Here is a 22967-nt window from a genome sequence, read left to right as displayed (position 1 = left end):
CTCAGGGCCCTGGTCGCAGTCGAGCACTCGATCACCACCGCGATCTGGCACATGCTCACCGACAACACCGCCTACCACGAACTCGGCGGCACCTACTTCACCCGCCGCGACCCCGAACGCGCCACCCGCCGAGCGATCACCCAGCTCAACCAGCTCGGCTACACCGTCACCCTCAACCCGAGGGAGAGCACAGCCTGATCAGCAGCACCAGACACCCGCTGGCCTATCACAGCCACCGGGCATCCGGCCCTGCCCACACCCATCCTGACCTGCTCCTATTTACGCGTCAGAGCCGTTGTCAGTGGCGGGCCGTAGCGTCGTGGGCATGGAGGGGTCACGCGAGGGGTCAAGCGAACGGTGGAGCGTGGATCAGGTGTGGGGCCTGGCGCCTGACGCCTCGTCACGCACGGCGGGAAGCAAGCTCGCCGCGGCCGGGCCGTGGGTGGAGTCCGGTGCCGCGGACGAGGCGGTGTGGGGGCTGTGCCGCGGCAGCGGGAGCAGGCCGTATCAAACGGTGGTGGATCTGCAGGGCCCGGCGTACCAGTGCAGTTGCCCGAGCCGGAAGTTCCCCTGCAAGCATGCGCTGGGGCTGCTGCTGCGCTGGGCCGGGGGCGACGTGCCGGAGACGCCCCGGGAGGGCTCGCCGGACGGGGCGGGCGCCGACGGGGTCCCGGAGTGGGCGGCCGAGTGGCTGGCGAGCCGCCGGGAGAAGGCGGAGCAGAAGGCCGCCGCCGGGCCCGCGGTCAAGCGGGCCCCGGATCCGGCGGCGGCGGCCGAGGCCCGGCGGCGGGCGGAGCAGCGGCGGCAGCGGATCGCCGCGGGCGCCGCCGAGTTGGAGCAGCGGCTGACGGACCTGCTGCGCGACGGGCTGGCGACGGCACCGCGCGGTGCGGTGTGGGAGGAGACGGCGGCGCGCATGGTCGACGCGCAGGCGCCGGGGCTGGCCGCGCGGGTGCGCGAGTTGGGCACGCTGCCGGCTTCGGGACCGGGGTGGCCGGCGCGGCTGCTCGCCGAGTGCAGCCTGATACACCTGCTGGACCAGGGTTTCCTGCGGCTGGACGAGCTGCCCGGGCCGCTTGCGGCGACGGTCCGCGCCCGGGTGGGTCTCACGGTCGACGCCGCGGGGCTGCTGCGCGAGGGCACGCTGCGGGACGACTGGCTGGTGCTGGCTCAGGAGGACGCCGACGACGGCAAGTTGGTCACGCGCCGCATCTGGCTCCACGGCACGGGCACGGAGCGGATGGCGCTGCTGCTGGCGTACGGGGCGGCGGGCCGGGCGCCGGAGCAGTCGCTGCCGACGGGGCTGGTGCTCGATGCGGAGCTGGCGTATTACCCGGGCGCGTATCCGCTGCGCGCGGCGCTGGGCACGGTCCACGCGGGCCCGCGGTCCCCGGCGGCCGGCGGCCGGGAGCGGGTCGTGCCGCCGGGGGCCGGGGTGGCGGAGGCGGTTGCGGCGTACGGGGCGGCGCTGGCGGCGGACCCGTGGCTGGAGGGGATACCGGTGGTCCTCACGGACGTCGTCCCGGTGCCCGAAGAGGGCGACGAGGGCTGGCAGTTGGCCGAGCGCACGGGCGACCGCGCGCTCCCGCTCCACCCGGCCGCGGGGCGGGGTCCGGGTGTGTGGCAGCTCCTCGCGGTGTCGGGGGGCGGCCCGGTCACGGTCTTCGGCGAGTTCGGCCACGCGGGCTTCCGCCCGCTCACGACGTGGTCGGCGAGCACGGCAATCCCGCTGACGGGCGCCGCCGCGGCGGTGGCGGCGACGCCGGCCGGGGAGGGAGCGGTATGACGGTGGCGCTGCAGCACGGCTCCGGGAGTGCGGACCCGGCCTGGAGCTGGGGGGAGTTGGTGGCGGCGGCCGTCGTCGGGGCCGGGCGGCGCGGCGTCGACGAGGGGGCGCTGCTCGATGCCGCCGCCGCGGCTGCCGTGCGGCGGCGGGCCGGGGCCGTGCCCGGCCCGGCGCGGCGGCTGCCCGAGCCCGCCGCGCACGACCCGCGGCCCCGGCTGCCCGCCGCCGCGCGGCGGCGGCTCGCCGCGCTGCTCGCGGACCGCTCCGGCACCGGCGGCGGCCGTCGCGGGCCCGCTCCCGACCTCGCCGAGCTGATACCGGAGTGGCTGCGGCACGCCGTCGCCTGCGGCTACCAGGCGCCGCCCGAGTTGCTGCCCCCGCTGCTCGACGCCGCCCGGGCCCGGGTCGACCTGCGGCCCCCCGCGCTGGCCCTCGCCGGGCCGCGCGGGCTGTGGCTGGCCGAGCGCGCGCCGCAGTGGGCGCCGCTGCTGCGCGACGGCGCGGCCGGGCCCGCGCTGCCCGACCCGCGTGACGCGGACGCGGTCCGTGCGCTGTGGGAGGAGGGGCCGCGGGCCGGCGGGCCCGGGACCAGCCAGGTGCGCGGTGCGCTCTTCGCCGAGGTGCGCCGGGCCGACCCCGCGGGCGCCGTCGAGCTGCTGGCCTCGACGTGGTCCGCGGAGAAGGCCGAGGACCGGCTCGCGTTCGTGGAGTTGATGCGTACGGGCCTGTCCCTCGCCGACGAGCCGTTCCTGGACGCCGCCCTGGGCGACCGCAGCCGGGGCGTGCGGACCGCGGCGGCCGAACTCCTCGCCGGGCTCACCGGCTCCGCGCTGGCCGGGCGGATGGCCGCGCGGGTGCGGTCGCTGGTGATGCTCGACCGCAGCGAGGAGCCGCCGGTGATCGCCGTTGAGGCGCCGTACGAGTGCGACGCCGCCATGCAGCGGGACGGGGTGGTGGCCACGCCGCCGACGGGGATGGGCGAGCGGTCGTGGTGGTTCGGGCAGTTGGTCGCGGCAGCGCCGCTGGCCGTGTGGACGGAGGTCTTCGACGACCGGACGCCGCAGGAGATCGTCGCGCTGCCCGTCGCCGACGGCTGGCGGCCCGACCTGCTCGCCGCCTGGAGCCGCGCCGCCGCCCGGCAGCACGACTCGGCCTGGGCCCGCGCCCTCCTCGGCACCGCGCCGACCTCACCGCCGGACGCGCCGCCCGCCTTCACCGCCGGCCCGCCCGCCCCCGCGCCCTCCCCCGGTTCGGGCGGCGGTGGCGAGCACGTACCCGGACGTGACCCCGCGCGGCTGCTCACCGCGCTGCCCGAAGCCGAGCGGGCCGCGTGGGTCGCGGAGTTCATCTCGGCGCACGGGCTGTCGGAGGCGTTCCGCCTCCTCGGCGCCTGCGCCGTGCCGTGGCCGGAAGAGCTGGGCGGTGCCGTGGTCGACGCCCTGGAGATCGCGCGGGACGGCGGCAGTTATCCGTGGAGCTTCAGCGGCGTGATGGGCCTCGCGGAGCGCTGCCTCGATCCCTCGTACGCCGTCCGTCTCGAACCGTTCGCCGCGATGCACGAGGAGGCGGAGGAGAGTTCTCCGGGCGCCGCCGGGTACTGGTCGGAGGCGTTCCAGCGGCTGGTGGCCACCCTGCGGATACGCGCCGCGATGCGCGACGAGCTGACCGCGCCCGCCGCGCCGCGGCCCTGACCGGGCGGGCGGGCGGGGACGAGGGGCATCGTGCACCCAGCGCGGTGTCGGGCAGCGCCCGTACCCGGTGGGGCTGTCCGGCGCCCCGGACGCCGCTGCCGTGCCCGGCACGGCGGGTCGGCGGCTGCCGCTCCCGGCGGGGCACGCTCCGTGGCCGGGCGTGCGGGCCCAGAGGCCCGTGCCGCCTGCGCAGTCGGGGCCCGGGACAGGTGACACCACGTCGCGGACGCGACCCGAGTCGTGCGCGTCGGGGTCGCGCGCGCCGCATGCGGTGACACCGGCCGAGCCGTGCCCTCGCGGGCCGGCCGCCGCGGGTTCAGGCCGTCAGCGGACGTACGCGCCCGCCGCCGCCCGCAGGGCTCACGCGCCCGCAGGCTCGCGGACGTTCGTCCGCACCCACTGGACCACCTCGGTCGTCGCCGCGCCCGGCGTGAAGATCTCCGCGACGCCCAGCCCCTTCAACTGCGGGATGTCGTCCTCCGGGATGATCCCGCCGCCGAACAGCTTGATGTCCAGCGCGTCGCGCTCCCGCAGCAGCTCCACGACCTTCCCGAAGAGCGTCATGTGCGCCCCGGAGAGGATGGAGAGGCCGATCGCCTCGGCGTCCTCCTGGATCGCGGTGTCGACGATCTGCTCCGGCGTCTGGTGCAGGCCCGTGTAGATGACCTCCATGCCGGCGTCGCGCAGCGCCCGCGCGATGACCTTGGCCCCGCGGTCGTGGCCGTCGAGTCCCGGCTTGGCCACCACCACGCGGATCGGACCGGTGCCACTCATCGCTGCCTCCATCGCGCCGTCCCGCGCGTTCGTGAGTCCTTCGAGGGTGTGAACGAACGTTATCCCCAGGATCGCGTAACCCGGCCGACCGCAACATCCGGGGAGGGAGAAATCACACGGCCGCACCGGCAAATCGGACAGCCGTGGCCTCGTCCTTACCCTCGGGTAGTTGAAAAATCGGGCAAGTGCCCCGAACGCGCCCCGGTGAAACCAACGAAAGATTGTCGAGCCGTGAGACGCCGGGTACAGTCGCGGCAGTCTCCTGCTCCCGAGGCGAAAGAGAAGTGGTGAACGACCGTCCCCCGTCGGGCTTCCCCACCCCGGCCTCTCCCGCCGCCGACGCCTCGGCCTTTGGCAGCATCGACGGCTACGGGTACGGCTACGACGCCTCCGGCCACGACGGCGGTTCCGAAGAGCCTCTCCATCACGGCAGTCAGGGCTACGACCAGAGCTACGCGGGTTACGCCGCGGGCCACTCGGGCGCGTACAGCACCACCGGCTACGAGGCCGGCGGCTACCTGACGCCCGACCTCGCACCGTCGTGGGACACCGGCACGCAGTCCGTCGACTTCGGCGCGTACAGCGCGGACGGCATGTACGGCACCGCCGACCCCTACGCCGACGCGCACGCCTCCGGCGGCTACGACGTCTCCGCCCTCTGGTCCGGCAGCGCGGGCGACACCCCGGCCGGCGGCATCCCGCGGCAGGCAGGCCCGGCCGACGACTACGACTACGGCTACCCCTCGGTGAGCACCCCGGCCGCGCAGTGGAGCACCACCGGCGAGTGGTCCGGCTGGGACACCGGCACGCAGCACGAGGCCCCGCACCACGAAGTCCCGTACCACGACGGCACCTACGACGACACGTACGGCAGCAGGCAGTACGACTCCGTGCAGCACGAGGCCGCGCAGCACCCCGGCGCGCCGTACGGCTCCGCCACCGGCTGGGACACCGGCCACTACGACACCGCGGCGTTCGCGGAGGCGGCCACGGACACGACGGGGTACATGGACACCGCGGTGTACGCCGAAGCCCCCGCGTACACCGAGCCGTTCAGCGACACCGCCGCCTCCCCGTACGACGAACACGCGGTCTACGCCCCGGCCCCCGCGAACGCCGGGCACGCCGGCCCCGATTCGACCTCCGCATGGGACTTCGCCGCCCTCGCCGAGCACGACGCAGTCGACAGGGCAGTCGAAAGAGCAGCCGACGGGCCGGACGGGCTCGACGGGTTCAGTCACCCTGACGCGCCCGAGACCCCCGCGGCGCTCGACGCCGACCCGGCCCTCGCCACCGGCGCCGCACGCAAGCCGGTCGGCGTCCCCGTCGGCCGCCCCGTACGCGCCCGCCGCCGCTGTCCCAAGCGCTCCGCGCTCCTCACCGTGGCCGTGCCGTCCATCGCCGTCGTCGGCGTGGCCGGCGTCGCCGCCGCGAGCGTCACCGGCACCGGCAAGGGCGGCGCCGAGGACGACGGCAAGACGACGCAGGCGGCCCCCGACGCGGTCTCCGCCAAGACCTCGAAGGCCAACGCCGCGCTCGACACGCAGCTTCGCGGCGTCACCGAGGACGCCGACGACTTCGCCGACCGCGCCAGCCGCACCCAGGAGCGCATCGACCTCAAGGAGAAGCAGGAGGCCGAGCGGAAGCGGGAGGCGGAGGAGGCCGCGCGCAAGGAGGCGCTGCGCCCGAAGTTCGCGGTCCCGGTCGACAGCCCCGGCCTCAGCGCGTACTACGGCCAGGCCGGCGTCAACTGGATGTCCGTGCACACCGGCATCGACTTCCCCGTGTCGTACGGCAGCGAGGTCAAGGCCGCCACCGACGGCACGGTCACCACCCGCTACGACTACTCGTACGGGAACATGCTCGTCCTCACCGCCGCGGACGGCACCGAGACGTGGTACGCCCACCTCGACAGCTACGCCGTCACCACCGGCCCGGTCCAGGCGGGCGACGTCGTCGCCTACTCGGGCAACTCCGGCAACTCCACCGGCCCGCACCTGCACTTCGAGGTGCACCCGTACGGCGGCGATGCCATCGACCCGCTCGCGTGGCTGCAGGAGAAGGGCCTCGACCCGCAGTAGGCCCGGCTCGCGGCGGGCCAGCGCCTCAGCAGATCCGGGCTAGGCAGAGGCAGAACGCGGCAGGCCGCGGCCCGCGGCAGACGCGGGCCGGCCCGTCCTACAGCTTCTCCACCGGCGCGTACCGCAGCAGCAGCTTCTTCGCCCGCCCGCCGTCGCCGAAGTCGATCGTCGCCTGCGCGTTCGCCCCCGATCCTGACACCTCCACCACCGTCCCCATCCCGAACTGGTCGTGCGTCACCCGGTCCCCCACCGACAGCGCGACCACCGGCCGCTCCGTCGCCCGCCCGGTGGCGAAGCCCGAAGGGCCCTGCCGCGTACCGCCCGAGGGCGAGGTGGACGACGACGCCAGCGCCGCCGCCGCGGACTCCATCGGCGACCGCCCCCCACGGCCGCCCCGCGTGGCCGAGGCGCCCGTGCGCCGCCACTCCAGATAGGCCGGCGGGATCTCGTCCAGGAAGCGCGACGGCGGGTTGTACGACGGCTGGCCCCAGGAGCTGCGCATCACCGAGCGCGTCAGATACAGCCGCTCCTGCGCGCGCGTGATGCCGACGTACGCCAGCCGGCGCTCCTCCTCCAGCTCCTTGACGTCGCCGAGGGCCCGCATGTGCGGGAAGACGCCGTCCTCCATGCCGGTGAGGAACACCACCGGGAACTCCAGGCCCTTGGCGGTGTGCAGGGTCATCAGCGTGATGACGCCGGAGCCGTCCGTCTCCTCCTCCGGGATCTCGTCGCTGTCGGCGACCAGCGCGACGCGCTCCAGGAAGTCGGCGAGCGTCCCGGGGCCCTCCTCGCCGCGGTCCTGCTCGAACTCCAGGGCAACGGCGGCCAGTTCCTGAAGGTTCTCGATACGGGTCTCGTCCTGCGGGTCGGTCGACGCCTGCAACTCGGCGAGATAGCCGGTCTGTTCCAGCACCGCCTCCAGCACCGTGGCCGGCCCGGCGCCGGACTCCACGACCGTACGCAGCTCCTCCATCAGCGTGTTGAACCGCTTGACGGCGTTGAGGGAGCGGGACGCCATCCCGTACGCCTCGTCCACGCGCACCAGCGCCTGCGGGAACGAGATCCGCTCGCGCTGCGCCAGCGCCTCGATCATCGCCTCGGCGCGGTCGCCGATGCCGCGCTTGGGCACGTTCAGGATGCGGCGCAGCGGTACGGCGTCCTCGGGGTTGGCGAGCACGCGCAGGTACGCGAGGACGTCGCGGACCTCCCGGCGCTCGTAGAAGCGGACGCCGCCGACGACCTTGTACGGCAGGCCGACGCGGATGAAGACTTCCTCGAAGACACGGGACTGGGCGTTCGTCCGGTAGAAGACGGCGACGTCGCCGGCGCGCGCCTCGCCGGCGTCCGAGAGCCGGTCTATCTCGTCGGCGACGAACTGCGCCTCGTCGTGCTCGGTGTCGGCGACATAGCCCACGATGCGGGCGCCGGCGCCGGCGTCGGTCCACAGGTTCTTGGGGCGGCGGGAGGCGTTGCGCTCGATGACGGCGTTGGCGGCGTTGAGGATCGTCTGCGTGGAGCGGTAGTTCTGCTCGAGCAGGATCGTGCGCGCCTGGGGGTAGTCCTCTTCGAACTGCAGGATGTTGCGGATGGTGGCGCCGCGGAAGGCGTAGATCGACTGGTCGGCGTCGCCGACGACGCACAGCTCCGCGGGGCCGTCCGGGCCCGCCGCACCGCCCGCGGCGGCACCCTCCACCGGCTCACCGGGCTCAGCCGGCTCCGCGCCCTCCGCCGTCCCGGCCGGGAGGGGCGGGCCGACCAGCTCGCGCACCAGCATGTACTGCGCGCGGTTCGTGTCCTGGTACTCGTCGACCAGCACGTGCCGGAACCGGCGCCGGTAGTGCTCGGCCACGTCCGGGAACGCCTGCAGCAGGTTCACGGTCGTCATGATCAGGTCGTCGAAGTCCAGCGCGTTGGCCTCGCGCAGCCGCGACTGGTACAGCCCGTACGCCTCGGCGAGCGTCTTCTCGTACCCGTCGGTGGCCTGGGCGGCCCAGCTCTCCTCGTCGATCAGCTCGTTCTTCAGGCTGGAGACCTTGGCGCTGAGCGCCTTGGGCGGATAGCGCTTCGGGTCGAGGTCCAGGTCCCGGCAGACCAGGGCCATCAGCCGGCGCGAGTCGGCGGCGTCGTAGATCGAGAACGAGGAGGTGAAGCCCAGCTTCTTCGACTCGCGGCGCAGGATGCGCACGCAGGCGCTGTGGAACGTGGAGACCCACATGGCGTTCGCGCGCGCGCCGACCAGCTCCTCGACGCGCTCCTTCATCTCCCCGGCCGCCTTGTTCGTGAACGTGATGGCGAGGATCTGGCCGGGGTGGGCCCGCCGCTTGGCCAGCAGGTAGGCGATCCGGTGGGTCAGCACGCGGGTCTTGCCGGAGCCGGCGCCGGCGACGATCAGCAGGGGGGAGCCGGTGTGCTCCACGGCGGCGCGCTGCTGCTCGTTCAGCCCGGTGAGCAGCGCGTCCGGGTCCGTGACGGGGCGGGGCGCGCCGTCGCGGTAGTACGGCTCGGGGGTGCTCGCGGCGAAGGCGAGATGACTGTCGTCGAAGAGGCTGCTCATCGTTTGTAAAGTCTAGGGCGCCCCACCGACAGCCCGCCCCCGCAGCCCTGTTTCCGCCCCCGCCCGGCGCCCACCCCGGCGCCCCGCCGGCCACCGGCCGGCCCTCGTCCCGCCCTGCCCCGCCCGCCGTGATGCCCGAATTGGCCGGAACGCGGGCGGCACCGCGCCGCGGATCACAAAACGGTTTCGGGCATATCGAACATCAGACTTCACAGCAGTCCCACCGAGTGGCTACCGTGCACGGCACTGCCTGGACGGAAGGAGTGGCCTGCCTTGGCTTCCCACCGAAAGCCGCGGACCCGGATCCTGGAGTCGCCGGCGGGGCGCCGTACCGCCGTCAGCGTCGGCTCCGCGGCGCTGGCTTCAGCGACGCTGCTCAGCCAGGAGGCCGGCGCCGCCCCCGCCGAGCGGTCGATCGAGGAAGTACAGAAGGAAGTCGACCACCTCTACCACGAGGCGGAGCGCGCCACCGAGCGCTACAACGGCGCCAAGGAGCGCACCGCCGAGCAGCGCACCCGGGTCGAGCAGCAGCTCGACGAGGTGGCCAAGGAGACCGCGCGGGTCAACGAGTCCCGGCGCGAGCTGGGCCAGCTCGCCGCCGCCCAGTACCGCAACGGCGGCGTCACGCCCACCGCGACGTTCATGCTCGCGCCCGACCCGCAGACCTACTTCGACCAGGCGCACCTCATGGAGCGGCTGACGAACCGCGAGAAGGCCGCGGTCGACCAGTTCCAGGAGCGCCAGGCCAAGGCCGCCGAGAAGCGCACGGAGGCGCAGGAGAGCCTGCGCAACCTCACCGAGTCGCAGGAGCAGCTCCAGGACTCCAAGAAGGAAGTCCAGACGAAGCTCTCCGACGCGCGCGAGGTGCTGGACCGGCTCACCGAGGAGGAGAAGGAGCGCCTCGCCGAGCTGGAGCGCAAGCGCGAGGAGGAGGCGCGGCGCAAGGCCGAGGAGGCCGCGCGCCAGGCGGAGCTGGAGCGGCAGCAGGAGGAGCAGGAGCGCCGCGAGCAGGAGCAGCGCGAGCAGGAGCAGCGCGAGCAGGAGCAGCAACAGCAGGAGGAAGAGCAGGAAGAGCAGCAGCAGGAGGAGCCGCCGCCCGCGGACCCCGTCTCGAACGCCGACAAGGTGCTGGCGTTCGCCGAGGCCCAGTTGGGCAAGCCGTACGTGTGGGGCGCCACCGGCCCTGACTCCTACGACTGCTCCGGCCTGACCCAGGCGGCCTGGCGCGAGGCCGACGTCTCACTGCCGCGTACGACCTGGGACCAGGTCAACGCCGGCACCACGGTGGCCAAGGCGGATCTGCAGCCGGGCGACCTGGTCTTCTTCTACGACGACATCAGCCACGTCGGGATCTACGTGGGCGGCGGGCAGATGATCCACGCCCCCAAGCCGGGCGACGTCATCAAGTACGAGTCGATCGACTACATGCCGTTCCACAGCGGGGTGCGCCCGGCCTGAGGACGCGGGCGGCGGGACCGGCCGGCGCGCCGGGCCCGCCCCGAATCCGGCCGTCTCAGGTCCGGCCTCAGGTCCAGGTGGTGGCGATGAAGATGTTGGCCATGGTCAGGAGCCCGATCGCGGCGAAGTAGCCCTTGGGGATGCGCTCTTCCGACCGCTTGACGTAGACCAGCACGAGGATCACGATCAGGACCGCGCCCTTGACCCCGAGCTTCGTGTTGTTCAGCTCCACGTCGTCGGCCTGGTTGAGGCCGGCGAGCGCGACGCCGGTGACCAGCATGGTCAGCGCGCCGTGCACCATCGCGGGCACCACGCGCACCTCGCCGGTGCCCATCGCCTTGAGCTGGGTCAGCCAGCCGCCCAGCAGTGAGGCGATGCCGATCACGTGCAGGGCGACGACGATGTTGATGAGTACATCCATGAGACGCGAGCGTAGCGGTCCGTAACAGGCCTCGCCCATGGGGGTGACCCTTCCGGAACATCGGTCACGGGTACCCACACACAGCTCACTTCCCTGTATTCATGCGATCACAATCCGTCACCATCGGTAGGTGCCGGTAAGTCTCTTTCATCGCCTCCTCCCGCGCCGTGTCCTCGGCTTACCGTCTCCGCTCAGGTGGTCGGATCCTCACCGCCGCCCCGGGCCACCGGCGCGGCAACCGGCCACCCCCGCCAAGAGCCGGCGGCGGACCGCTCCCCCGTGCGGGCCGCCGCCGGACCGCATGGAAGGGGTGAACGCCCGCGTGGCGTCCCACAGCAGGGCCAGGTCCCGTACCGCCCGGGTGATCGCGTTCTTCAGCGCCGCCACCGCCACCGCATTCGGCGGCTTCGCGCACGCCGACCCGCAGCCGGCCCCGGCGGAGGTCAGGGCGAAGGTCGACCGGCTGCACCACGAGGCGGAGGAGGCCACCGAGGAGTACAACGGCGTCGCGGAGAAGGCGGACCGTGCCGAACGGGCCCTGGACGACCTCCGCGACGAGGCCGCCCGCAAGACCGCGCGGCTCAACGACGCCCGCAACGCCCTCGGCTCCTTCGCCACCGCCCAGTACCGCAACGGCACCGCGGACCCCACCGTGCAGCTCGCGCTCTCCGCCGAGCCGGAGGACTACCTGCGCCAGGCCGCCCTGCTCGAACGGGTCGGCCACCGGCAGGCCGCCGCGCTCGAAGGCGTCGGACGGCAGTTACGGGAGGTGGAGCAGGTACGCGCGAAGGCGGCCGACCGGGCGGCGGAGCTGAAGGCCGCGCGGGCGGAGCTGAGGCGGCACAAGAGCACGATCGAGGACAAGCTCGCCGAGGCCCGCAGGCTGCTCGGCACCCTCACCGCGAAGCAGCGCGCGGCCGTCCTCGGCACCGACGGCCACGGCGGCGCGGCGGGCGACCGGGCGGCGCGCGACGCCGCGCGCGCACCGGTGCAAGCGCCCAACGCCCGTGCCGCGCGCGCCGTTTCGTACGCGCAGAGCGCGGTCGGCAGCCCGTACGCCTGGGGCGCCACAGGACCCGCCGCCTTCGACTGCTCGGGCCTCACGCAGGCCGCCTGGGGCGCCGCGGGCGTCTCCCTGCCCCGTACGACCTACACCCAGGCCGCGGCGGGCACCACCGTCCCCCGCTCCGCGCTGGCCCCCGGGGACCTGGTCTTCTACTACTCCGGCCTCAGCCACGTCGGCATCTACGCGGGCGGCGGCCAGATCATCCACGCGCCGCGCGCGGGCGCGAGCGTGAGCTACGCCCCGGTGGACTCGATGCCGTTCGTGACGGCGGTACGTCCCGCCTGAGCCAGGCAGGTACGGCCCCCGTCAGACCAGCCGGCGGGCCGTCGCCCAGCGCGTCAGCTCGTGCCGGTTCGACAACTGAAGCTTGCGCAGCACCGCCGAGACATGCGATTCGACGGTCTTCACGGAGATGTAGAGCTGCTTCGCCACTTCCTTGTACGCGTACCCCCGCGCGATCAGCCGCAGCACCTCCCGCTCCCGCTGCGTCAGCCGGTCAAGGTCCTCGTCCACCGGCGGCGCGTCCGTGGACGCGAAGGCGTCGAGGACGAAGCCGGCGAGCCGCGGCGAGAAGACCGCGTCGCCCTCCGACACCCGGAAGACCGCGTCGACCAGGTCGGCGCCGGTGATGGTCTTCGTCACGTACCCGCGGGCGCCGCCGCGGATGACGCCGATGACGTCCTCGGCCGCGTCCGACACCGACAGCGCGAGGAAGCGCACCGGCGGCTGGCCGCTCGGCGACTCGCCCATCAGCCCCGAGCAGCGGCGCAGCACCTCGACGCCGCCGCCGCCCGGCAGGTGCACGTCGAGCAGCACGACCTCGGGGCGGGTAGCGGTGATGACCGTCACGGCCTGCTCGACATCCGCGGCCTCGCCGACGACCTCGACACCGGTCTCGTCCGTCACCCCGATCTCCGCCTGCACCCCGGCCCGGAACATGCGGTGGTCGTCGACGAGCACGACCCGTACCCGACGGCCCCCCTCCGGGCCCGCGCCGCCCGCCGGAGTCCCGGCCGCCGGTGTCCCGCCCGCTGCGTCGTCCGTCATCGTCCGCTCCTCACTCCGGCCACTACGCCCACTGCGCCTGCTGCGCCTGCTGCGCCTGCTGCGCCCACTGCGCCTGTCACGTCCCCGTACGCCCTCACTCGGCGCGCTCCATCTCCAGCTCCACCTCAGTGCCCCCGCCCGCCGGCGTGCGCAGCCGAGCCGTGCCCCCGTTGCGCTCCATCCTGCCGATGATGGACTCCCGTACGCCCATTCTGTCGGCCGGGACCGCGTCCGGGTCGAAGCCGGGACCGCGGTCCTTCACCGAGATGAAGACCTGCCGCCCCTCGACCTCCGCGAAGACCTGCACCGGCCCCGCCTCGCCACCGTACTTGGCGGCGTTGACCATCGCCTCACGCGCCGCCTGGAGCTGCGCGCTCAGCTTCTCGTCCAGCGGGCAGTCGCCGACGCACACCACCTCCACCGGCACCCCGTGGTGGTCCTCCACCTCCGCCGCCGTCCTGCGCACCCCCTCGGCGAGCGTGCCGGGCCCCGCGCAGTCCTCCTCTTCCTCCCTGCCGGTCCCCTGCGGCTTGTACAGCCACGTGCGCAGCTCCCGCTCCTGCGCACGGGCCAGCTTGCGCACCTCGCCGGCGTTGTCGGCGTTGCGCTGGATGAGCGTGAGGGTGTGCAGCACGGAGTCGTGGACGTGGGCGGCGACCTCGGCGCGCTCCTGCGCCCGGATGCGCATCAGCCGCTCCTCGGACAGGTCCTGCACCATCCGTACGAGCCAGGGCCCCGCCAGCAGCGCCACGCCCACCAGCACCGCCAGCGACGCCTGCACGACGGCGCCGATGTGCCGCGTGGAGCCCTGCATGATGAAGATCGCGCTGACCCCCGCCCCGACCAGCAGCACCCCGGCGGCGCCGCGCGCGAGCGGCAGGAACTTCGTCCGCCGCGTGACCTCCGCCCACTTCGCCCGCCGGGCGTTGTCCGCTTGCCGCCACACCAGCGCCACGCCGGCGCCGATGAGCAGCAGGGGCCACACGAAGGCGTTGGAGCGGCCCAGGTCGAGGCTGCCGGCGAAGATGCCGGCGCCGATGAGCAGCGCGAGGAGGGCGAGCAGTTGCCCCTTGTCCGCTTTGCGGAGCCGCTTGCGCCCGTCGGCGTCCACGTCCACGAGCGGCTTCTCCGCCCGGCCCCCCTGGCCGAGCGGGACGACGAACCAGAAGACCGCGTACAGCAGGATGCCCAGGCCGTTGGCCATGAGCAGGCCGACGAAGACGATCCGCACCCACGACACCGGCAGCCCCAGGTGCCCGGCGAGCCCGCGCGCGACGCCGCCGAGCCAGCGCCCGTCGGCGCTGCGGTACAGCCGCCGGACGGGCCGCTCGTACGGGTCGTACGGGCCGCCGGGCGGGGCGGCGCCCTCGGGGGCGGGCGCGGCGGTGGCTGCGGTCATGTCCTGCATCGTCACACGGGCGGGGCGGCTCTGGCATCAGGGTTGGCCCCCCATCGGTCCCCGGAGGATTTCAGGGTGGGCTCGGGGTACTCCCGCCTCCCGCACCGCGGCGGCGTCCGCCACCATGGACCCATGACGGACAGCAGCCCCGGCGCGGACGAGGCACGCGCGCGTACGGCGTCCGCCGGGGTACGGGACGGCGGTGCCGGCTCCGCGGCCGGCCCGGCGCCCGGGGCCCCCGAGGGCGCCCCCGCCCGGCCGCGGCTGCGGCGCAGCCGCCGCTACAAGGTCGTCGGCGGCGTCTGCGGCGGCCTCGGCCAGTACTTCGGCATGGACCCCGTCATCTTCCGCATCGTCCTCGGCGTGCTCACCGCCACCGGCGGCCTCGGCCTCGTCGCGTACGGCTTCGCCTGGCTGCTGATGCCCCTGGACGGCGAGGACGACAGCGAGGGCCGCCGGCTGCTGTCCGGCCGCGTCGAGGGCCCGGCGCTGACGGCGCTGCTGTTCGCCATCGTCGGCTGCGGCCTGTTCCTGTCCGTGCTGAACTCGGCGGACACCCACTTCTTCGCCGCCCTGCTGGTCCTCTGCCTCGGCGGCGCCGCGTACTGGTCGCACCACCGCCGCGCGGCCGAGGAGCTGGCCGCCGACGGCGTCCCCGTGGACGACGCCACCGCCCACGCCGTGGCCGACGCCCCGCCGGAGACCGCGCCGCCGCCCGTGCCGTACTCCCCGTCCTGGTGGCGCGACCCGCTCACCAAGGAAGGCGACTTCCCGCCCTACCTCTGGGGCCCCGACGACGCCGGCCCCGAGGACACGGCCGCGAGCGGCCCGGCGCGCCCCGGCTCCCGGACGAGGAAGGCGCCGTCCGGCGGCGGCCGGGGCGAGGAGGAGGCGACCGGCATCGGCGGCTGGACGTTCCTCGCCGCCGCCGGGACCTGCGCCGCCGTCATCAGCGCCACCTGGGGTGCGGAGCCGCTGGGCACCACGCTGGCGTACGGTCTCGGCGGCGCGCTCGCCGTCTTCGGCGCGGGCTTCACGCTCAGCGCCTGGATCGGCCGCGCCGGCGGCGGCACCGCCTTCTGGGCGCTGCTGACGACCGTCCTGCTGGCCGGCGCGCTGTGGCTGCCGGACAACATCACGGCCGACTGGCACGAGCGGGACTGGCGCCCGGCGGCGGTCGCGGACGTACGCGACCGGTACGAGCTGGGCAGCGGCGAGGCCCGGCTCGACCTCACCGGGCTCGATCTCCGCGAGGACCAGCGGGTCGAGACCGCGGCCGAGGTGGGCCTGGGGCAGTTGACGGTACGGGTCCCCGACGACGTACGCGTGGAGCTGCGCTCCCAGGTCGACGTCGGCGACCTGCAACTGCCGCCCACGACGGGCACCGAGGCCCCGGGCGACGGCGGCGGCGACATCGAGGTCTCCCCGGGGCAGGAGCGGACCACGGTGCTGGAGCCCGCGGCAGGCGGGTCCGGGGGGCCGAAGGGGACGATGGTGCTGGACCTGACGGTCTCGGTCGGCCAGTTGGAGGTCCAGCGTGCAGCGTCATAGGTTCCGTCACAGGTTCGAGCCCGCGAAGCTCGTCGCCGGGCTGGCGGTGCTCTGCGGCGCGGCCTTCGCCCTGCTCGACGCGGCGGACGCGCTGCGGCAGCCGGACTGGGTCCCGCTGGCCGTGGTGCCGCCGGGCCTCGCGCTGGCCGCCCTGGTCGCCGCCGTCGGCTACGCCGCCCGCCGCGCCCGCCGCCGGGCGCGGGAGGCGCGCGCGGCGGCGCCGGCGCGGCATGCGGACGGCGCCGGGGGCGGGAGCGGGGACGCGCACGTGGGCGTGGACGTGGGTGCGGACCTGGGCGGGCTGCCGATGGACGAGCTGCGGGGGACGTACGACGCACGCTTCGGCGGGGCGGAGTACTCGCATCGCCGGGGCGGCGGCGCGGACGAGCCCGGGGACGCAGACGACGGTGGCGACCCGGACGGGGGCGCGGGGGCCGGGCGCGCGGCGCGCTAGGCGAAGAGCTGCTGTCCTCTGCGGCGCCTGCGGACGGAGAGCACCGCGTCCAGCGACCAGTACGGCGCGCCGGCCAGGATCAGCGGCGTCCACGCCATCAGGTACGGCAGGTCCTGACCGTAGTAGTACGGGTCCGCCGACCAGCTCATCGTGAACCACAGCGTCATCGAGAGCAGCGCCCCGCCGGCCGCGGCCAGCCGCGCCCACAGCCCGGCGAGCGTGCCGAGCCCCACCGCGATCTCGCCGAGGGAGATGGCGATCCCGAACTCCGTCGGCGCCTGCTGCGCCAGGTCCACCAGGGCGGGGATGGCGGCGTCGGGCAGGGTGTCCAGGGTGTCGTGCAGCGAGCCGGGGCCGCTGGCGTCGAGGAACACGTCGTCGGTCAGCTTGTCGAACCCCGCGTAGACGAACGTGATGCCGAGAAAGATCCGCAGCGGCAGCAGCGCGAACCGGGCGGCGGCGGCCCGCAGGCCGCCGGGCGGCTCCCCCTGGGGCACCCTCCCGAGTACGCCGGTACCGGACGCTTGGTCCTGTGCCATGTGTTGTCCGCCTCTCCTGCCGTAAAACCGTGCCGGTGGTCGCCCCGGCGCCGATACTTCATGTGCGGGAGGGGATACGTAAAGCGATTCGTGAACGCTCAACCGGATCGGGTCGTTCGCGCCCGCGTCAGTCGACGATGTCGAGCAGGTAGGGGGCGGACTCCGCGCCTCCGGCGGTGACGACCCGCAACTCAGTGCGGCCCGGCTCCACGTCCACCGGCACCGGGACCGTGAGCCGGGTGGGGGCGGGGTTGGCGAAGCCGCCGGGCACGGGGACCAGGGGTACGTGCACGTGGACGGCGCCGATCCGCACGACCACGCGCGCCAGCAGCTCCGGCGACTCGGCGCCCGGCGGCACGAAACCGGTGCCGCGCACCTCGATGTCGTCGCCGGTACGGATCGCGGTGTGCAGGTCGCCGGGCTCGCGGACCCGGACGACGGACAGCACGGCGGGGCGCCCGCCGTCCACGAACCGGGCGGCCAGATGCACCGCCGCGCTCACCGCGACCAGCGCGGCGACGCCCCAGGGCAGCCCCGGCAACTGCTCGGGCCGGCGGCCGAGTTGCACCAGGGCGAAGAGCAGGGCGGCGGCGGAGACGACGACGTACTGGACGTCGACGGCGGCGGCGCGGCCGGCGTCGTCGGCGAGCAGGTCGGCGGCGCGGGGGCGGGCGGCTCGGGTCTTGGTCAGGCCACCGCTGCGCAGCCGGTACGCCACGACGGCGCGGGCGCCGAGGGCGGCGGCCCACGCGGCGGCGACGGTGACGACGAGCCCGGCGGCACCGCCGGGGCCTGCGCCTGCGCCGGTGTCGGGGCCGGTGTCGGGGCCGGACCAGCCGAGGCCGTCGAGGAGCCGGTCGCGGCCGGCGGAGCCGTCGGCGAGGGCCAGGGCGAGGGCGAGGTGCAGCAGGGCGTACCCGGCGAGCAGCGTCCAGGCGCCGGCCACCGCCCGGCCGGTCGACAGCCGGCCGTCCTCGCCGACGACGGGGGCGAGGAGCCCGCCGCGGGTGCGGCTCAGCCATGCGGCCCCGGCCAGCAGTCCGGCGGTCAGCACGGCGGCGAGCACCGCGGCGGTACGGGCCCGGGTCCAGCCGGGTCCGATGGCGGTGAGCCCGACGACGAGGAGGAGGGCGAGCAGGCCGGCACCGATGACGTACAGGCTGCGCCGCCAGAGCGACGCCAGCCACGTCTCGCCCGCGGCGGCGCCGCGCTCGGCGAGGGTGTCGGCGGAGCGGGCGAGTTCGTCGGAGACCCACTGGCGGGAGGCGCCGGGCGAGTAGGCGACACCGGCGGGCACACCCTCACCGGCGGCGAACCCGTCACGCCGCCGGGCGAACTCGACAGCGGGGTCGGGCCGCGGGGAGCCGGAGTCGGATTCGGCGGACACGGCCGGCTCACCACCGAACCCGTCGGCCGTAGCACCGGACCCCGTACCGCCTTCGGCCTCCGCCTGGCCCGCCGCAGGCGTACCGCGCGTGCCCGCGTCCGCGGAGGCGGCCTGCCGAGGGACCTGCGCCGCCGTGGTGGCCGCGTCGCCGTCCTCCGGCGGCGTACCGCCGGAGCCTGCCGGCCCACCACCGGCAGCGCCGCCGACCGCCGGGCCACCGGCCGGTCCGCTCTCGGCGCCGGGCCGGACAGCCGCGCCACCGGACCCCGTACCGCCGTCGCCCACCGCCCGGCCCGCCGCAGGCGTCACCGTGTCGTCGCCCCCGGCTTCCACCGCCACCTCGTGCCCCCTTGACCGCAAGCCGTGCATGTGAATGAGAGCGAATTCTGCCCTACCGGCGGCCCGCCCGGGCCGCCGGGCCGCTCACTCCCACTCGATCGTCCCCGGCGGCTTCGACGTGACGTCGAGAACCACGCGGTTGACGTCCGGCACCTCGTTCGTGATCCGCGTCGAGATCCGCGCCAGCACCTCGTACGGGAGCCGCGACCAGTCCGCCGTCATCGCGTCCTCCGACGACACCGGCCGCAGCACCACCGGGTGCCCGTACGTGCGCCCGTCGCCCTGCACGCCCACCGACCGCACGTCGGCGAGGAGCACCACCGGGCACTGCCAGATGTCGCGGTCGAGCCCGGCCGCCGTCAGCTCCTCGCGGGCGATGGCGTCGGCCTCGCGCAGCAGGTCGAGCCGGTCCTTGGTGACCTCGCCGACGATGCGGATGCCGAGCCCGGGGCCGGGGAACGGCTGGCGCTGCACCATCGCCTCGGGCAGCCCCAGCTCCCTGCCGACCATCCGGACCTCGTCCTTGAACAGCCGCCGCAGCGGCTCGACCAGCTCGAAGTCCAGGTCCTCGGGCAGCCCGCCGACGTTGTGGTGGGACTTGATGTTCGCGGTGCCCGTGCCGCCGCCGGACTCCACGACGTCCGGGTAGAGCGTGCCCTGGACGAGGAACCGCACCGCCGCCCCGGACCTGCCCGCCGCCTCCACGATCTCCGCCTGCGCCTGCTCGAAGACCCGGATGAACTCCCGGCCGATGATCTTCCGCTTCTGCTCGGGGTCGGACACCCCGGCGAGCGCCGTGAGGAACCGCTCCGCCGCGTCCACGACCTTGAGCTGCACGCCGGTCGCGGCCACGAAGTCCTTCTCGACCTGCTCGGACTCGCCCTTGCGCATCAGCCCGTGGTCGACGTACACGCAGGTCAGCCGGTCCCCGATGGCCCGCTGGACGAGCGCCGCCGCGACCGCCGAGTCCACGCCGCCGGACAGCGCGCAGATCGCCTGCGCGTCGCCGACCTGCGCGCGGACGGCGGCGACGGACTCCTCCACCACGTTCGCCGTCGTCCACGCGGGGGTGATGCCGGCGCCGCGGTAGAGGAAGTGCTCCAGGACGAGCTGGCCGTGGGTGGAGTGCATGACCTCCGGGTGGTGCTGCACCCCGTACAGCTTCCGCTCGTCGTCCTCGAAGGCAGCGACGGGCACGCCCTCGGTCGACGCGGTCACCGTGAAGCCCGCGGGGGCGGCGGAGCAGGCGTCGCCGTGGGACATCCAGACGTCCTGCTGCTCGGGGGTGCCCTCGAAGAGGGTCGAGTCGGTGCGGGAGACGCTCAGCCGCGTACGCCCGTACTCGCGGCTGCCGGTGTTGTCGACCGTGCCGCCGAGCTCCTGGGCCATGAGCTGGAAGCCGTAGCACATGCCGAAGACGGGCACGCCGGCGGTGAAGATCGCCGGGTCGATGCCGGGGGCGTTCTCCGCGTACACCGAGGAGGGGCCGCCGGAGAGGATGATCGCCTTGGGGTTCTTCGCGAGGATCTCCGGCACCGGCATCGTGCAGGGCACGATCTCGCTGTAGATCCGGGCCTCGCGCACGCGGCGCGCGATGAGCTGGGCGTACTGGGCACCGAAGTCCACGACGAGAACGGTGTCGGGGGTCGCTGAAGTCACTGCTGCGGCCTTCCGGCGGTGGGAGTGGAGATGCCTCCAAGTCTATCGGCTGCGGCGTCTCACCATGCGGGCCGGCTTTGTCCACGGACGGGTCGGGGTGAATACTGGCGGCCATGCGCACGCAGAGCTTCCTCTTTACCTATGGCAACCGGCCCGGCCGGCTGCCATGGTCGTGCGCTTGAGCTGACTGACAAGCGACTTCCCAGGCGCCCCGGGCCGACAGGCCCGGGGCGCGCTGCGTTGTCGCCGCCGGGCCGCCGGGCCGGGGACCGTTACCCCAGGAGCGACGAGATGACGGCAACGCAGGCGAGCGACCGCACCACCGACGGCACCACCGCCCGCACCGGCGCCCACACCACCGAGGCGGCAACGGAGATCACCGACGCCCGCGAACAGATCGACGACCTCGACGACCGGATCATCGCGCTGGTCAAGGAACGGATGGCGGTCTCGACCCGCATTCAGCAGGCCCGCATCACCTCCGGCGGCCGGCGCGTGAACCTCTCCCGCGAAATGGAGATCCTCACCCGCTACAGCGACCACCTGGGCCGCCCGGGCACCACCCTGGCGATGACCCTCCTGGAGCTGTGCCGCGGCCGGGTCTGACCGCCGCCCTCCCCCGGCGGGTGCGGTCATTCCCGGGTGCTCCGACCGCACGGGCGGGCCGGAGCACCGGGACGGCCCGGCCCGGGACCCCGCTATCCCCCTGCCGGGTCGACGACCACGGCCCACACCTGCTTGCCGACGCCGTTGCGCTCAGCCACCCCCCACTGGTTTGCCAGCGTCTCGACCATGAGCAGGCCGTAGCCGCCGGTCTCGTCCGGCGTACGCTGGACCGGCCACACGCGCGAGGCGTCGTGCACCTCGATACGCACCCCGCCGTCCTGCCGGACGAAGCGCGTCAGGATCTCCCGCCCCGGCGGCACCCGGGCGTGGATGACGGCGTTCGTCACCAGCTCCGACACCACCAGCACCGCAGGCTCCTCGATCCCGGCCATCCCCCACCCGGCCAACGCCTTGCGCAACTGGGCCCGCGCCAGCCCCACGCACCGGGGATGCCGGCGCCATCTCATCATGTGCGTGTCATGAATGCGCGTCTGTTCTGTCGCCGTACTCGGCATCTGGTATCGCCTCAAAGCTGGTGCTCGGTCGCTGCTGTGGACGTGCCGCACATGGCATTACCACTGACCGCACTTCGACACCGGCCGGGTCCCACCTTCACTCTTTCCGGTACCGGGCGACGCTCCTCCGACCGGCCCGGCGAACCGGCTCAAAATCGCCGGTGGCCGCGCGGGGGCCGTGCGCCGGCGGTGGTACGCGACCGCCGTCACCGCGAGGAGCGGCCCCCAGGCGACCAGCGGGGCGTAGCAGACGACGAGGAGGACGGTAAAAGTCGGCCTTCGTGGGCGATTTGACCCGGTATTGCGAGTGGGTCATTCCGGGTTTGTCACCGCGAAGCGCACGCAGATCGCCCCAGGGGGAAGAAATCGGTATCCGCAGCCCGCCATCACCCGACCTGCCCGACGCCGGGCGCCCCGGACGGCGCCACACCCCCCGCCGGGCCCGCTGCCGGGGCGGGCGCGGCAGTCAGGTGCGTTCCAGCAGGGCGGCGATCTCCGTGATGCCGCGGTTGCGGGCGTGTTGGAGCGGGGTGACGCCGTCCTTGTCGGCGATGGCGAGGTTGGCGTCGGCGTCGGCGGCCAGGAGGAGGGCGACGATCTCCCGGTGGTCCCCGCCGCCGTCGCCGAGGATCACCGCTTCGAGGAGTGCGGTCCAGCCGAGGTCGTTGACGTGGTTGACGTCGATGCCGGTGTGCTGGGTCACCCAGCGGACGTAGCCGACGTGACCGAAGGCGGGGATCACCGAGGTGCCGCCTGGGGGTACCGCCCACGCGCGCGCAGCGCGCTGTGGGGGAGGTTGGTGGGGGTCAGGTCCGGCTTGCGGTCGCCGGACATGAGGAGCCGGCCCATCTCCGCGCTGCCGGTGACGCCGGTGACGAGCCAGGCGCTGTCGCGGCGGTCGTCCTGGGCGTTCGGGTCGGCGCCGGCGGCGACGAGGGGGCGGGCGGCGGCGAGGTCGCCGAGGGCGGCGAGGAGGAGCGGGGTGCGGCGGTGGTCGTCGCGGGCTTCGAGGCGGGCGCCGGCGGCGAGGGCGGCGCGTACGGCGTCGGCGTCGCCGCGCTCGGCGGCGTCGAGCAGGTCGCGGTCCCGGGCGGGGTCGCGGGGGGCGTCACGGGGTGCGGGGGTCTGGGTCACGGGTCCTCCGGGAGCGGCGGGGTCGGCGGGGGCGGCGGTCTTGCGCGGGCGCTGGCGCGGCTGGCGGAGCGGGAGAGCGGGGCTGGTGGGGGGCCTGAGGTCGTGTTCCGGCAGGACGTACGCCGCCGGAGCTGCCGGAGCGTACGCAAGCGGCGCTGCTGCGCGTCGCGCAGGGGGCGGTCGCCAACGCCCGCGAGCACGCCGGCGCCGCACACGTGGCGCTCACCCTCAGCGACCTCGGCGACCAGGTGGTGCTGGACGTCGCCGACGACGGCCGCGGCTTCGACCCGGAGACGCTGCCGGGGCCGGGGGCGGCCCGGGGGCACGGGCTGCCCGCGATGCGGGCGCGGCTGCGGCAGCTCGGCGGCGGGCTGACGGGGTGAAGACGCACCTGGGCCGGATCTACGACAAGTTGGGCGTGGACTCGCGGGCGGCCGCGGTGGCGGTGCCGAACGAGCAGCGGCTGCTGGGGTGAGGCCGCGGGGGCGGGCAGCCGCAGGGCGTGC

17 protein-coding genes and 4 pseudogenes are annotated in these 22967 nt (G+C 74.6%); 11 read left to right on the top strand and 10 right to left on the bottom strand.

From position 1 onward, the window contains the following. The 3 genes and pseudogenes from B124_RS19660 to B124_RS19650 all read left to right on the top strand — a co-directional run. Positions 1 to 198, top strand: a pseudogene (locus B124_RS19660) (IS110 family transposase); the annotation flags it as partial. Between the two features lie 127 nt (positions 199 to 325). Continuing rightward, positions 326 to 1786: an SWIM zinc finger family protein gene (locus B124_RS19655; RefSeq protein WP_496504179.1), complete on the top strand. Its 1461-nt coding sequence runs from the start codon at positions 326 to 328 to the stop codon at positions 1784 to 1786. Beyond that, on the top strand, positions 1783 to 3477 hold the full coding sequence (locus B124_RS19650) for a DUF5691 domain-containing protein (protein WP_496504178.1): 1695 nt from the start codon (positions 1783 to 1785) through the stop codon (positions 3475 to 3477). The genes B124_RS19655 and B124_RS19650 overlap by 4 nt, the downstream gene beginning before the upstream one ends. 360 nt (positions 3478 to 3837) lie before the next feature. On the opposite strand, the gene icmB is transcribed toward B124_RS19650, so the two are convergent. Next, positions 3838 to 4251 (bottom strand): coenzyme B12-dependent isobutyryl CoA mutase small subunit, encoded by a 414-nt coding sequence (gene icmB / locus B124_RS19645; protein WP_496504177.1) that lies wholly within the window; start codon positions 4249 to 4251, stop codon positions 3838 to 3840. Between the two features lie 287 nt (positions 4252 to 4538). Here icmB and B124_RS19640 point away from each other — a divergent pair, with 287 nt between their 5' ends. Next, complete coding sequence (locus tag B124_RS19640) at positions 4539 to 6332, top strand: M23 family metallopeptidase (RefSeq protein WP_496504176.1); 1794 nt, start codon at positions 4539 to 4541, stop codon at positions 6330 to 6332. A gap of 97 nt (positions 6333 to 6429) precedes the next feature. On the opposite strand, the gene pcrA is transcribed toward B124_RS19640, so the two are convergent. Next, entirely contained in the window at positions 6430 to 8886 is a 2457-nt protein-coding gene (pcrA, locus tag B124_RS19635; RefSeq protein WP_496504175.1) for a DNA helicase PcrA, read from the bottom strand. Between the two features lie 273 nt (positions 8887 to 9159). Here pcrA and B124_RS19630 point away from each other — a divergent pair, with 273 nt between their 5' ends. Then, positions 9160 to 10344 carry a C40 family peptidase gene (locus tag B124_RS19630; RefSeq protein WP_496504174.1) on the top strand — a complete coding sequence of 395 codons (1185 nt, stop codon included), beginning with the start codon at positions 9160 to 9162 and terminating at the stop codon, positions 10342 to 10344. 67 nt (positions 10345 to 10411) lie between these two features. Here the strand turns inward: B124_RS19630 and B124_RS19625 are convergent, their stop codons facing one another. After that, the gene (locus B124_RS19625) at positions 10412 to 10765 is read right to left on the bottom strand and encodes a hypothetical protein (RefSeq protein WP_496504173.1); all 354 of its coding nucleotides are present in this window, start codon (positions 10763 to 10765) and stop codon (positions 10412 to 10414) included. 310 nt (positions 10766 to 11075) lie between these two features. Here B124_RS19625 and B124_RS19620 point away from each other — a divergent pair, with 310 nt between their 5' ends. Next, positions 11076 to 12116 carry a C40 family peptidase gene (locus B124_RS19620; protein ID WP_496504172.1) on the top strand — a complete coding sequence of 347 codons (1041 nt, stop codon included), beginning with the start codon at positions 11076 to 11078 and terminating at the stop codon, positions 12114 to 12116. 21 nt (positions 12117 to 12137) lie between these two features. On the opposite strand, the gene B124_RS19615 is transcribed toward B124_RS19620, so the two are convergent. Both B124_RS19615 and B124_RS19610 read right to left on the bottom strand, forming a co-directional pair. Then, on the bottom strand, positions 12138 to 12878 hold the full coding sequence (locus B124_RS19615; protein ID WP_496504171.1) for a LuxR C-terminal-related transcriptional regulator: 741 nt from the start codon (positions 12876 to 12878) through the stop codon (positions 12138 to 12140). 94 nt (positions 12879 to 12972) lie between these two features. Further along, entirely contained in the window at positions 12973 to 14277 is a 1305-nt protein-coding gene (locus B124_RS19610; RefSeq protein ID WP_496504170.1) for a PspC domain-containing protein, read from the bottom strand. A gap of 132 nt (positions 14278 to 14409) precedes the next feature. Here B124_RS19610 and B124_RS19605 point away from each other — a divergent pair, with 132 nt between their 5' ends. Both B124_RS19605 and B124_RS19600 read left to right on the top strand, forming a co-directional pair. Beyond that, complete coding sequence (locus B124_RS19605; RefSeq protein ID WP_496504169.1) at positions 14410 to 15828, top strand: PspC domain-containing protein; 1419 nt, start codon at positions 14410 to 14412, stop codon at positions 15826 to 15828. Beyond that, on the top strand, positions 15815 to 16282 hold the full coding sequence (locus B124_RS19600) for a hypothetical protein (protein ID WP_496504168.1): 468 nt from the start codon (positions 15815 to 15817) through the stop codon (positions 16280 to 16282). Before B124_RS19605 ends, B124_RS19600 begins: the two co-directional genes overlap by 14 nt. Here the strand turns inward: B124_RS19600 and B124_RS19595 are convergent. From B124_RS19595 to guaA, 3 genes are all read right to left on the bottom strand, one after another. Then, positions 16279 to 16821, bottom strand: a complete 543-nt coding sequence (locus B124_RS19595; protein ID WP_496504167.1) for a DoxX family membrane protein — start codon at positions 16819 to 16821, stop codon at positions 16279 to 16281. The two genes, B124_RS19600 and B124_RS19595, sit on opposite strands and share 4 nt — an antisense overlap. A gap of 127 nt (positions 16822 to 16948) precedes the next feature. Continuing rightward, positions 16949 to 18208 (bottom strand): hypothetical protein, encoded by a 1260-nt coding sequence (locus B124_RS19590; protein ID WP_496504187.1) that lies wholly within the window; start codon positions 18206 to 18208, stop codon positions 16949 to 16951. A gap of 423 nt (positions 18209 to 18631) precedes the next feature. Continuing rightward, positions 18632 to 20206: a glutamine-hydrolyzing GMP synthase gene (gene guaA / locus B124_RS19585; RefSeq protein WP_496504166.1), complete on the bottom strand. Its 1575-nt coding sequence runs from the start codon at positions 20204 to 20206 to the stop codon at positions 18632 to 18634. A gap of 291 nt (positions 20207 to 20497) precedes the next feature. On the opposite strand from guaA, the gene B124_RS19580 reads away from it, so the two are divergent. Beyond that, on the top strand, positions 20498 to 20812 hold the full coding sequence (locus B124_RS19580; RefSeq protein WP_496504165.1) for a chorismate mutase: 315 nt from the start codon (positions 20498 to 20500) through the stop codon (positions 20810 to 20812). Positions 20813 to 20904: 92 nt separating this feature from the next. Here B124_RS19580 and B124_RS19575 read toward each other — a convergent pair whose 3' ends face one another. Both B124_RS19575 and B124_RS19570 read right to left on the bottom strand, forming a co-directional pair. Continuing rightward, positions 20905 to 21252, bottom strand: coding sequence for an ATP-binding protein (locus B124_RS19575; protein ID WP_496504164.1), 348 nt, complete (start codon positions 21250 to 21252; stop codon positions 20905 to 20907). 541 nt (positions 21253 to 21793) lie between these two features. Beyond that, positions 21794 to 22461: pseudogene (locus B124_RS19570) on the bottom strand (ankyrin repeat domain-containing protein). A 30-nt stretch (positions 22462 to 22491) separates the two neighbouring features. On the opposite strand from B124_RS19570, the pseudogene B124_RS19565 reads away from it, so the two are divergent. Both B124_RS19565 and B124_RS19560 read left to right on the top strand, forming a co-directional pair. Next, positions 22492 to 22838, top strand: a pseudogene (locus B124_RS19565) (sensor histidine kinase); the annotation flags it as partial. A gap of 2 nt (positions 22839 to 22840) precedes the next feature. Continuing rightward, positions 22841 to 22936: pseudogene (locus B124_RS19560) on the top strand (DNA-binding response regulator); the annotation flags it as partial. Positions 22937 to 22967: the final 31 nt, after the last annotated feature.

The sequence above is a fragment of the Streptomyces sp. CNP082 genome (assembly GCF_059570535.1).
Note: the sequence above shows the minus strand (reverse complement) of the source record. Positions and strands in the feature narration are given on the sequence as shown.

What these genes read in the sequence shown, in the direction of transcription:
- B124_RS19655 (WP_496504179.1), top strand. Translation starts at nt 326, where the DNA reads ATGGAGGGGTCACGCGAGGGGTCAAGCGAACGGTGGAGCGTGGATCAG.
- B124_RS19650 (WP_496504178.1), top strand. Translation starts at nt 1,783, where the DNA reads ATGACGGTGGCGCTGCAGCACGGCTCCGGGAGTGCGGACCCGGCCTGG.
- icmB (WP_496504177.1), bottom strand. Translation starts at nt 4,251, where the DNA reads ATGAGTGGCACCGGTCCGATCCGCGTGGTGGTGGCCAAGCCGGGACTC.
- pcrA (WP_496504175.1), bottom strand. Translation starts at nt 8,886, where the DNA reads ATGAGCAGCCTCTTCGACGACAGTCATCTCGCCTTCGCCGCGAGCACC.
- B124_RS19625 (WP_496504173.1), bottom strand. Translation starts at nt 10,765, where the DNA reads ATGGATGTACTCATCAACATCGTCGTCGCCCTGCACGTGATCGGCATC.
- B124_RS19615 (WP_496504171.1), bottom strand. Translation starts at nt 12,878, where the DNA reads ATGACGGACGACGCAGCGGGCGGGACACCGGCGGCCGGGACTCCGGCG.
- B124_RS19610 (WP_496504170.1), bottom strand. Translation starts at nt 14,277, where the DNA reads ATGACCGCAGCCACCGCCGCGCCCGCCCCCGAGGGCGCCGCCCCGCCC.
- B124_RS19605 (WP_496504169.1), top strand. Translation starts at nt 14,410, where the DNA reads ATGACGGACAGCAGCCCCGGCGCGGACGAGGCACGCGCGCGTACGGCG.
- B124_RS19595 (WP_496504167.1), bottom strand. Translation starts at nt 16,821, where the DNA reads ATGGCACAGGACCAAGCGTCCGGTACCGGCGTACTCGGGAGGGTGCCC.
- B124_RS19580 (WP_496504165.1), top strand. Translation starts at nt 20,498, where the DNA reads ATGACGGCAACGCAGGCGAGCGACCGCACCACCGACGGCACCACCGCC.